The sequence below is a fragment of the Wolbachia endosymbiont of Drosophila tristis genome (assembly GCF_028981745.1).
Lineage (GTDB): Bacteria > Pseudomonadota > Alphaproteobacteria > Rickettsiales > Anaplasmataceae > Wolbachia > Wolbachia pipientis.
The window spans coordinates 1-11,672 of record NZ_JAPQLN010000099.1; the positions used below are offsets into that span (position 1 = coordinate 1).

At 36.2% G+C, this 11,672-nt stretch carries 7 protein-coding genes and 2 pseudogenes; 2 read left to right on the forward strand and 7 right to left on the reverse strand.

The window, feature by feature from the left end:
- The 6 genes and pseudogenes from OZD64_RS04040 to OZD64_RS04065 form a co-directional block, all read right to left on the reverse strand.
- Positions 1 to 280: IS5 family transposase (locus OZD64_RS04040; protein WP_044471353.1), on the reverse strand; the 280-nt coding region annotated here is incomplete at its 3' end.
- A gap of 60 nt (positions 281 to 340) precedes the next feature.
- Positions 341 to 601 (reverse strand): annotated as a pseudogene (locus tag OZD64_RS04045) (double zinc ribbon domain-containing protein); the annotation flags it as partial.
- A gap of 227 nt (positions 602 to 828) precedes the next feature.
- A complete protein-coding gene (locus OZD64_RS04050; protein WP_010082388.1) occupies positions 829 to 1,143 on the reverse strand; it encodes a hypothetical protein in 315 nt (104 codons plus the stop codon).
- A 54-nt stretch (positions 1,144 to 1,197) separates the two neighbouring features.
- Entirely contained in the window at positions 1,198 to 3,993 is a 2,796-nt protein-coding gene (uvrA, locus tag OZD64_RS04055) for an excinuclease ABC subunit UvrA (protein WP_274999347.1), read from the reverse strand.
- A 616-nt stretch (positions 3,994 to 4,609) separates the two neighbouring features.
- Entirely contained in the window at positions 4,610 to 5,122 is a 513-nt protein-coding gene (locus tag OZD64_RS04060; RefSeq protein ID WP_022626376.1) for a hypothetical protein, read from the reverse strand.
- 95 nt (positions 5,123 to 5,217) lie between these two features.
- On the reverse strand, positions 5,218 to 8,316 hold the full coding sequence (locus OZD64_RS04065) for a phosphoribosylformylglycinamidine synthase subunit PurL (protein WP_095742772.1): 3,099 nt from the start codon (positions 8,314 to 8,316) through the stop codon (positions 5,218 to 5,220).
- Positions 8,317 to 8,415: 99 nt separating this feature from the next.
- On the opposite strand from OZD64_RS04065, the gene OZD64_RS04070 reads away from it, so the two are divergent.
- Positions 8,416 to 11,214: a WPE palindromic element domain-containing protein gene (locus OZD64_RS04070; RefSeq protein ID WP_274999350.1), complete on the forward strand. Its 2,799-nt coding sequence runs from the start codon at positions 8,416 to 8,418 to the stop codon at positions 11,212 to 11,214.
- Positions 11,205 to 11,339, forward strand: a complete 135-nt coding sequence (locus OZD64_RS04075; protein ID WP_256437677.1) for a hypothetical protein — start codon at positions 11,205 to 11,207, stop codon at positions 11,337 to 11,339. The genes OZD64_RS04070 and OZD64_RS04075 overlap by 10 nt, the downstream gene beginning before the upstream one ends.
- Here OZD64_RS04075 and OZD64_RS04080 read toward each other — a convergent pair.
- Positions 11,340 to 11,672: pseudogene (locus tag OZD64_RS04080) on the reverse strand (IS5 family transposase); the annotation flags it as partial.

Consider the following 11,672-nt stretch of genomic DNA (forward strand, 5'->3'; position numbering starts at 1 on the left):
TTTTTCTTCTACTATATTTTGTAATTTCATAATTCATTTTCTCAAAAATTCCCTGCTTCTTCCATTGCCTGAACTGCTCATACACAGTCTTCCATAGCGGAAAATCATTTGGTAAATACCGCCATTGACACCCTGTACGCAATACATAGAAAATTGCTTCTAATATTTCTCTTTTGCTATACTTTGGCGGCCTTCCTCCTTTCTTGTATGATACTCTGAAGTGTTTTTCTATTCTTGCCCATTCCCTTTCGCTTAGATCTGTTGGATACTTTTTTCTCATCTTTACCCCGTACTAAAATTTCAGATATTATAGCCTTTTACTTGTTTCCGGACAACCTCTCATGTTTCTACTATGTTGATCATAAGCAAAAACTGATCTTAATACTTTAAACGGTGGAGGATTGATGATGCACTTACCACACGTATAAATATTGTCTGAGATTACTACGCCACAAACATTGCAGTAATGCTTAGTTAGAAAATTGATTTTTTTGTTGCATTCACTACACAGATTAAGATTTTCATCAATGATACATTCGCAACTTACGCATACGCTTGGAAATATGAGATTTGTAGCTTTTTTTAGTAAGAGAAGGTTCACAACTCATTAAATATATTATAAAATAATTTATATAGTATAGCTAAAGTAACTTAAGCTTACACTCTTTCACTTTTTATTCCATTTCAATATAGTTCAAACTGAGCCACTGCTGGGTGCTGTAGCTAGTGCAAGTCAGGTTTTCCTACGTCATACCGCCGCGGTATCTCTAGATCCCGCTAACAAGCAGCGGGATGACGAATTTGTCGTTTATCAAATCGTCGGTAAACCTAAGTCACTTTAGTTATAGTATCAAACATAAAGGTTGCAATATTATGTTGGCTGCTAAAATAGCACCAAGTGCACACAATGAATACACTTTCTCTGCCCTGTGACCCACGTTTATCATTATCTTGATAATACTTGTTATAATTGTCTTTACTCTCAACTCCACAAATTACATCTTTCACAGGTCCTAGCACATTATCAACGTAACGTACAGATTTATAGAAACTATTTTCTGGAACTAGTGTGTTATCTTCTGCTTTCTTAGCAGGTACAACTCCATATTCAACGTACCTTCTAAAGTATCGATATACTGACATTCTTATCTCCAAATCATAAATATGCAACCTAGCCTAATATAATTAAGAAATAGTTTATAATAAATACGTTTTAAGATACCTGCCTGTAACACTTTCTGGAATTTTTACCACTTCTTCTGGAGTTCCAGTAGCAATCACTTCTCCGCCTTTTATTCCGCCCTCTGGTCCGATGTCTATTATATAATCTGCAGTTTTTATAACGTGCAAATTGTGCTCGATAACTATAACAGTGTTTCCCAGATTGACTAATCTATGGAGTATTTTTAGTAAGTTATTTATATCTTCAAAGTGTAATCCAGTTGTTGGCTCATCAAGAATATACAATGTTCTTCCGGTAAATCGTTTTGATAGCTCTTTGGACAGCTTTATTCGTTGTGCTTCACCCCCAGACAACGTTGTTGACGACTGTCCGAGTTTTATATAGCCAAGCCCTACTTCCTGCAAAGAAACCAACTTTTCTTTTACCATTGGAAGGTTTTCAAAAAAATCACAAGCCTGATCTATCGTCATATCAAGCACATCAGAGATTGATTTTTCTTTATAAGTAACTTCCAATGTTTCCCGATTATACCTTCGCCCTTTACATTGCTCACACTTCACATAAACGTCCGGTAGAAAATGCATCTCTATCTTTAAGTGCCCATCACCTTTACAAGCCTCACACCTTCCCCCTCTGGTATTAAATGAAAACCGGCCTATATTATATCCCCTTGCTTTTGACTCCGAAAGACCTGCAAACCAATTTCTTATATGAGTGAACATACCAACATATGTTGCTGGATTTGACGCAGGAGTTCTACCAATTGGCGACTGATCAACTTCTATAACTTTATCTATATATTCAAGGCCTTCTATTCTATCACACTGACCATACCTTGCAGACGAATGATGTATCTTATGTGCTGAATATTTATATAACGTTTCTATGACTAAACTTGATTTTCCCCCTCCTGATATTCCAGTAACACAAATAAGATTCCCTATAGGAAATTTAACGTTTACATTTTTTAAATTATTTTCACATGCATTTATTACTTTTATGAACTGAGTTGCTTGCTTTCTTCTCCTTGGAATTAAAATTTTTTTCTCTCCACTCAAATATTGCCCTGTTATGCTCCCTGAATTTCTTTGCACCTGGTCTGGTGTTCCTTCTGCAACAACTTTTCCACCATTTACGCCAGCTCCAGGACCAATATCAATCGCATAATCAGCAGCCATTATTGTATCTTCATCATGCTCAACAACGATTACAGTGTTACCCATGTCTCTTAAGTTTTTTAGTGTGGCAATTAACCGATCATTATCACATTGATGAAGGCCAATCGAGGGTTCATCAAGAACATATAAAACCCCCGTTAATCCTGAGCCAATTTGCGAAGCAAGTCTGATCCTCTGACTCTCACCGCCAGAGAGAGTGCTAGATTCTCGATCAAGCGTTAGGTAATTCAACCCTAGATTCTTTAAAAATGTTAGCCTCTTGATTATTTCACTTAGTATTTTATTTGAGATTTGCTTCTGTTGTTCTGTGAGCTTGTCTGGCAAATTTTCAAACCACTTAAGGGATTCATCGATACTAAGCCCTGATATTTCACCTATATGTTTGCTATCAATTTTTACTGTAAGCGCTTCTTTTCTCAATCTATAGCCAGTGCATTCTCTGCAGTGAGTGACAGAGCAATATCGCTCAACAAGTGTTTCATCATAATCCATCTGGTTCTCCAAGATACTGATCAAACCTTGAAATTTATTAGAGCCAAAGAGTATCATATCTTTTACTTCTTGATCTATGTTCTTCCACGGAATATCAAGGTTAAATTTGTAGTTTTCAGCCAGTGATAGAATTGCACTTTTTAGAAATCCATAACCTGTGTGCACTTGGCGGAACATTGATCCCACTGGCTTTAAAGCACCCTCAGATATTGAAAGAGTTTCATCCGGTACTATTAGCTTTATATCAACACTTAGTTTTTTACCAAGCCCATTACACGAACCACATGCACCGTAAGGGCTGTTAAAAGAAAATAATCTTGGTTCTATTTCCTCAAGAGTGAAACCAGACTCGGGGCATGCAAAATTCTCTGAAAAAGTCAGAATTTGACCATTTTTATACTCGGAATTATGGTTGTCAGGTAGGTTTACTATTTCTACATACATTAGACCATTACCAAGTTTTAGTGCGGATTCTATACTACTTGGCAGTCGATTTCCTATATCGCCCAATATTGATATTCTATCTGCAACCACAAAAACGTCGTGTTTCTTGTTCTTATCGAGTTTAGGCAAGTCATCTACATTGTACACTTCACCATCTATTTTGAACCTTACGTAACCTTGTCTTTTAATTTCCAATATCTCTTTAAGATGTTCTCCCTTTCTACCACGCACAACAGGGGCAAGTATATATATCTTAGTTTCTAAAGGTAACGCAATTATAGTGTCTACAATTTGAGACACCGTTTGTTTTGTTATTGGTAATCCAGTTGCAGGTGAATAAGGAACTCCTATTCGTGCATATACTAAGCGCAAGTAATCGTAAATTTCGGTAACAGTTCCAACTGTTGACCTTGGATTTTTTGAGATCGATTTCTGGTTGATAGATATTGCAGGAGAGAGACCTGTAATCGACTCAACATCTGGTTTATCCTGAATGTTGAGAAATTGACGCGCGTAAGCTGACAGGCTTTCAACGTACCGGCGTTGGCCTTCTGCATAAATCGTATCAAATGCAAGGCTAGACTTGCCAGAACCACTTAGCCCAGTTATAACAACTAGCTTATTTTTCGGTATATTGACGTCTACACCTTGCAGATTATGTTCCCTTGCGCCCTTAACTCTGATAAAATCGTCCATATTATACCATATAACGTATTAACCATTATAGCCTCAAAATACGTGAATTTATAGTGATATATTGATTTTCTATTGATTTTTTCAACTGTTACGGAAAATTAGGCAGCGTTTGATAAATCGTCATTCCGCTACTTGTTAGCGGCTGAGATACCGCGACGGTATGACGGTTAAGTAGGCCAGTGCCCCTATGATGTCATCCCAGTGTCAAGCACATAGCTGTACGAACGTTGTAGTTTAGGAGCAATTCCCACCAGTGGGCCAGTGCCCAGACACTGGTTCTATGCAACTTAATTAAAAACGTTTGTTTTAGCGTAAGACAACTACCTTTAGCTCATCAGCTCAGTTATAAGCAAAATTTCTGGATTCCAGACTGGAATGACACCATTTGCTGTGCAATTTACCTTCAAAAATGAATGTTCGTACAGCTATGTGTCAAGCACTGGGATGACACCATTCTTTTTTCTGGATTCCAGACTGGAATGACACCCCCCTGATAGGCTCAAATCATAATGTTTGTACAGTTGTGGGTTTAGGCTACCTATAAATTCTAAACTGTTGTTACGCACCAAATACACCCCTAGGACCCAAAGTCAGTTTAGCTATATCAGAAAACAGGTTATGTGGAAATCTTAAAATACTTCTTGTTTGCCAAGCAAAATAAATACATTCCTACAAACAAACAGATGCTCAATACTGACGCATAAGAAAACTTAAAAATTAAGTCTCTAGTATATATTGATAGGCATTTACCTGCAGAAAATTTGTATAGTAATCCAACACATACAACGGCACTATCAACCACTGATGCTATAATTAAAGTAATGAAATTTGCCATATGAAAATTCAACTTGGACTTCAATTTTTCAAAAATAATTATGCTTGAGAGAAGAGATACTAAAATTGCAGTATATGAAATCAATATCATCAAATTAAAACTTTGCCATTTAAAAACACAACATAGCGCTGTACACACTATTAAGTTGTACGTAGCTTTGCTTCTGCCATAAAATTCAACCATTGAATTTACAACTAAAGCAGCTCCCACAAATAAGGCAGCACATATCATCAATTTATTTGAAGTGTTGAGTAAAGAAAGACTGATAAACAGGAGTATCGATAAAATAGACATAATTACCTACCCAAAATTAATAACATACATTCATTCTAAATAAACATTACATATAGTAAAAGAGTTATTTAGCATAATAAGAAAAATATTTTATATTAGCATGCCACATCTTTCAGATCTACTTTTAAAACATCCTTTATGTTTAGCACCTTTTTCTCTGTTACTTTGCCAATACATGAATAAACTGCACCTTCAAACAATTCTTCAAACCTCTTCTGATTTTGTGGTGCAATAGTAACCAAAATTCTACTTTGCGATTCAGAAAACATTATTATCTTGTTTATTATGTCTGTATTTTGTATTTTTCCTATTGGCACTAGTGAAAGATCGATTTCAGCACCAAGGTCTCCTGCAATTAGCGATTTTGCCAGAGCAATAACTAATCCGCCTAAGTTTGGTGCAATTGCAGAGGCAATTATGCCATCTTTTATTGCCTGGTTGTAACGCTCATACAACTTCCTAGCGCTCTTTGCATCAACTTTTGGTACGTTGTTATTACCTATTCCACTATATAACTGATATTCAGATCTACCAAGTTCATCAAGTGTTTCTCCAAGCACATATATCAAGTCCCCTGGCATTTTTACATCAAGCGATACCGCATTTTCAATATTTTCTATAATTCCAATTGCTGAGATGAGTAATGAAGGTGGTGCAGAGATTATCACTTTCTCGCCATTTTCATCATATCCCTTGAAGTCATTGAACATACTGTCTTTTCCGGATATGAATGGTGTTTTAAATGCAGTTGCGAAGTCGTAACAAGCCTCTGCAGCTTTCTTTAGTTGCCACAACCTTTCTGGATTATAAGCATCACACCAACAAAAATTGTCGAGCAACGCTAGATGATTTATATTTCCTCCTGCGGCTACATAGTTGCGTATCGCGGTGTCAATTGCACATGCTGCCATGTGGTAGGTGTCAATTTCTCCATAACTTGAGCCAAATCCTTGCGATTTTACAACACCTTTATTTGAAGAAAGGATTGGCCTTGAAACAATAGCTTCACTGCACACTCTTCCCTTGCCCTGCAGTGGTTTCAGCACTGACGACCCTTGAACCTCATGGTCATATTGCACCACTATGAACTCTTTGCTGCAAATGTTTGGTCTGCTCAGCATTTCTTTTAGTTCAATTGCTAAAGAAGGCGAACTTGTTGTCATTCCAGCGCATAGCGCTGGAAGCCCCTTAGACCACGGTTTCGTCTGTAAATGCACTTTGGGATTACCATCATGCAGAAATTCAGTTTCGATGTCCATTATTACTGTCCCTTCAGGACATTTAACAACAGCTTTACCACTCTCATTAAACTCTCCAATCACACAAACCTCCACATCATGTTTTTTCATGATTTGCTTAAACATAGGGAGATTTTCTTCTGGCACTGCTAAGGTCATTCTCTCTTGTGATTCTGATATCCATATTTCCCACTGAGCCATACCATCGTTTTTAAGGAGAACCTTGCTCAAATCAACTTCAAATCCGTCTTTTCCCATTTCACCAATAGACGACGACAGCCCACCTGCTCCGTTATCCGTTATTGCATTATAAAGATCAAGATCTCTTGCTTTTATGACGGCATTGGATAATTTTTTTTGTGTTATAGGGTCACCAATTTGCACAATTGTTGAAGGGCTATTTCCCGATAAAGCCTCTGAAGAGAACGTTGCACCGTGAATTCCATCTCTTCCAACTCTTCCGCCAATAATTACAATCTTATCGCCATTTTTTGGTCCTTTAATGTGTGAAGGTGCATTATTTATATTGCGTGGAATAATTCCAATGCTTCCGACAAAAACTAATGGCTTGCCACAAAATCTATCGTCGAAATATACCGATCCAAGTTGTGTTGGAATACCAGAGCAATTACCAGCAACATTAACACCGTGAATCACTTCTTTCATTATATATTTTGGCGGTAAGATCTCATCAGTGCGCTCTTTATCCCTATAAAATTTGCCTTTTGCTTCTTTGGCAAAGCAAAAGTAATAGGTATTCATTATAGGCTCTGCGCCTTTCCCGAAACCCACTATATCGCGATTAACTCCAAGCACTCCGGTCATTGCTCCACCAAATGGATCAAGAGCTGAAGGGCTATTGTGAGTTTCAACTTTATCTACAATCAAGTAATCGTCATCAAAAATTATTCCTCCTGCGTTGTCGGAGAAAACTGACACGCATATGTCAGAATTTATCTCACGCGTTGCACGCTTAATATAATGAGCATATAGACCGTCTTTTATTTCATCAATAGGGGAGCAAAAAATATTGTGTTTACAATGTTCAGACCAAGTCTGTGCCAGAGACTCAAGTTCAATATCATATGGATTTCTACCAAGTTTTTTAAAGTAATCCTTTATAGCTTTCATTGCTGCCAGCGAGAGCCCTAAAGTGCCATTACCATCGATTCCATCTCTGCTGATTTTCTCAAGTTCTTGGTCACTTACATTTAAATCAACAGATTTAGCCCCATTACTACTTGATATCACTCCAGTGCTCTCTTTTGTCATCCCAGCCTTTTTTTCTGTCATCCCAGTGCTTGACACTGGGATCCATTCTTTTTTTTCCTGGTCACGCGCTGGAATGACACCGGAGTGGGTATTTAATGACTTATATTTACCATAATATTTCCAGCTATAGTTATTATTTTCTTTACAGATAAGTGTGCAATACTCAGTGATGGGGTTGAACTCTTGTTTTATATCATCTTCGGTTGGTAAATCTCCTTGACTTAGAATCAATTTTGAACTTCTTGCTTTGATCTCAATTGGTGTCATTCCAGCGCGTGACGCTGGAATCTGCGTTTTCTCTTTCTGGATCCCAGTGTCAAGCACTGGGATGACAAAAGAAGGGGCTGGGATGACAGGCTGGTCGATATAGCCTTTGCTTATTAAATACTCTCTAACAATTTGTTTCACTGTGTTGCCTACATTATCGGTCATGCCAGGTAGGAAGCTTATTTCCAAGCCCCACTTTGCTTGTGGTTCTATGAAATCATACGGAACTTCTTCAAGGTTTTCATTGTAGGAATAATAACGGCAGTCTTGTATGACTTTATTATAAAATAGCCCGCAAATTTCTTCATATAATTTGGATGGTAATTCTTTGCGTATGTAAATCGAGTAAACGTTGACTAACCATCTGCAGCCAATTTGCTCGCATTTATTTAAAACTTCTATTCTAATGTTTGCCATGTAATGTTATAAAAAATTTTAATATATAATAGCATACAAGCACGTTTATATTTTGAATAATTTCTATACAATAAAATATTGTATTAATTGTTACTGTTAGTGGGAAGAGTTTTTACCGTTAATGTGGATGAATCTCTTTTTGATGTGCTGGTTCAGCACATATTTTCTGAATATGAAAGAGAAAAAATTCCTGAAGTAAAAATCATACTTCCTTGCAAGAGGGATGTGATAGCGCTGCTGAGTGCATTCAAGAATCATAACGCTAAAAAATGCATAATTTTGCCAGAGATAGTTTCGCTAGAGAATATTGATGAGGAAGATTTAATATTAAATCTTGATAGGGTTAAAGTTATCAAGCCAACAAAAAGGACACTGCTACTCATTCAATTCATATTGGAGTGGAATAGAAAAAATAATGATAATTTTCCAATTGATTTAGCTTATAGCCTGCCATCACTGCTTGATAAAATTCAATCTACCCAAACAACGGATTGTTATCAATTTGATGAACATTCAAAAAAAATAGAGAATTTCATAAGCTTACTCACTGAGACTTGGAGTAAAACTTTAAAAGATTTAGAAGTAGTAGATATATTAAAACATAAGAGTGATTACATAAACAATATGATAATCTCTTTACAAAAAGACCAATATATAATCTTTGTTGGAATTGGAAAGGATAAGTCGTTAATTAGGGCTATATATGATCTGCCATTTGGAAAAATAATTTTGCCTAACTTGAATTTGAAAATTAAAGAGAAAGACTGGAAATCGCTTGATAAAAAACATTATCAATATTGCCTGAAAGATCTGCTCGATTATTTAAAAGTGGATAGAAGGGATGTGAGTTTTCTGCCAGAAGCGTGTTCTCCAGTGCCCAGACACTGGGATCCAGAAAACTTAACTTTAAATGAGCGCACCAGGTGGCTGTATAATGAAAACTGGATCCCAGTGTCAGCTACTTGGATGACAGAAGAAAGGGCTGGGATAACAGGAAGTCCTGAGGAATATCTAGATTACGTCTTTGATACAACTGCCGATCTAAGCAAAGTTAGTAGTGGACATGTTGGCAATATTGAAGTCATCACTTGTGATTCCAGAGAGGAAGAAGCACAAGTGACATCATTAATTATAGAAAATGAAGGTTATGAAAACATTTCTTTGGTCGTCTTTGATAAATTACTTGCAGCTCGTATAGCATGTTTATCAAGGCAACACAGTGCCATACCGGAAAATTACCCTTATATAACGCTTCTGCTTTATAGTATCGAAGTTTTGACCTCAAATTGGAGCAGTGTGTCATTACTTTCGCTCCTTAAACATAGGCTAGTGACTTTTGGTTACACTCAAGAAGAGTACACTCGGATTTTATCTGAATTTGAAATAGAGATATTACGCAACTTTAGTACAAATGGTCTGAGCGATATTATAAATGCTATCAATGCCCATAAAAAGCTAAAATACAAAGAAGATATATTACTTATTATCAGTAAGTTAGAGGTTATATTTAATCCTTTACTTCGTTCTATAAATTGCTCTATTTTCGATGTGGTAGCAACTCATTTGCAGTGTATTAATATATTATCTGGTATAAATTTTTCAGAGCTAAATAGTGAAATAGGTAATTTTACCTGTAATTTCTCAAATGCATGTGAGGGTGTAGGAATTAAATGCTCCTTAGAGTTATATAGCCAAATTCTGACCTTATTTTTAGAGAAAGAGTTTTTCTTTGTAGCAAGTGACTTGAATAAATTCAGCTTATATCACAACAAAGTTGTAATACTTGCTGGATTTAATGAAGCGCCAAGCTTTCAAAGTCCGCTTTTGAATGCACTTACGAGAGAAAAATTTAATCTTCCTTCTGCACAAGAAGAGCAGGGGTATTTTTTTTATACTTTACACAATTTGTTTTGTGCAAGTAAGGTTTATATTACAAGATCGCTAAGCCATAGAAAGCCAATTCTATTGCAGCGTTTGGAAATTCTACTCAAGGAGGGGAAGCAGCCGTATCGTGATTGGCTAAGGATATTAAATACGCCTGAATGTACTGTTCCATGTACTCAGCCTATGCCAAAACCTCAAACCGAAGTTAGAAAAGAAAAAATGCAGGTGATGTCTTGCAGTGCAATAGAAAAGCTAATTCGTAATCCTTATTCATTTTACGTTGAATATATACTGGGTCTTAAACAATTAAGAGACTTGAATTTCAAGCCATCGATATTGGAATTTGGCACTATGGTACACAACATTCTTGCAAGATATTTACGCAACAAAAAATCTCCAATGAGCATTGCACGAGAAGCATTCTCGACTAGTCAGTTTAATTTTTCAAATATGTGGTGGGTAAGACTACAAAAGATAATTCAATCTTTTGTCGAATTTGATGAAACTCGAAGCAACTATGTTGAGTTGGAAAAGAACTTTTCCTGTCCGATATTTCATATTCCAGCGCGTGACACTGGTTCTTGTGATCAGTATGAAACTGCTTGGATGACAAATAAGCCACAAGAAATTTCACTGATAGCAAGATGTGATAGAGTTGAGTATCTACCAAGTGGGCAAGTGGCAATTATAGACTATAAGCTTGGTACACCACCTTCCAATGAAGAAGTAATGTCGGGATTTTTTCCGCAATTAATTTTACAAGCCTTAGCGGTAGAACATATAATAAAAAGAGAAGTCTCAGAACTTGCTTATTGGAAACTTGATTATGATAAAATAAAAGTTATTTCTATACAAAATTATAGATACAAAATGCAAGAATTAAAAAATGATCTGCCTGTTTTTTTATCTCACTATTTAAGTAATTCCACACCCTTTATTGCCTCTCCATATTTTGATAAATTCCTGAGATTTAACAGCTATAAACAGCTAGAAAGGGTAGGAGAGTGGTTGTAAATGGTGTCATCCGAGTACCTGACACTGGTTTCCATCCAAAAGGGTGTCATCCCAGTGCCCAGACACTGGGATGGCTTTGTTGCATCACACTTTATGAGATGGTGATTTATGGTAAATTCATGTAACTATCTCAAATTTAGCCATACCAATATCAGTGAATTTATTAAGCAAATAGCATTTAGTTCTTTTTCTCGATTTATCTCAGATTTATTCCTAAAACTAAATCCGAATATTTGCTTTAATCTTGAGAAAAACCCTTCAATATAAGATCTTTTCCCATAATTTACTTCTTTTTTCCATTCTTTCATGCCATCTTCACCGTATAATTTTATTAACCTAATAGCAGCATTCCTGTCAGACATATAATCTATTTCTGGATGTTCTGCCGCATTGTTTATTGGTGGAATTTTTGTCTTTATATCATATTCGTTACACAACTTATAAAACTTGTGCCTATC

Bases quoted from the DNA above. Each gene is read 5' to 3' on its own strand.
- OZD64_RS04065 (WP_095742772.1), bottom strand. From the start codon at position 8,316: ATGGCAAACATTAGAATAGAAGTTTTAAATAAATGCGAGCAAATTGGC.
- OZD64_RS04060 (WP_022626376.1), bottom strand. From the start codon at position 5,122: ATGTCTATTTTATCGATACTCCTGTTTATCAGTCTTTCTTTACTCAAC.
- uvrA (WP_274999347.1), bottom strand. From the start codon at position 3,993: ATGGACGATTTTATCAGAGTTAAGGGCGCAAGGGAACATAATCTGCAA.
- OZD64_RS04050 (WP_010082388.1), bottom strand. From the start codon at position 1,143: ATGTCAGTATATCGATACTTTAGAAGGTACGTTGAATATGGAGTTGTA.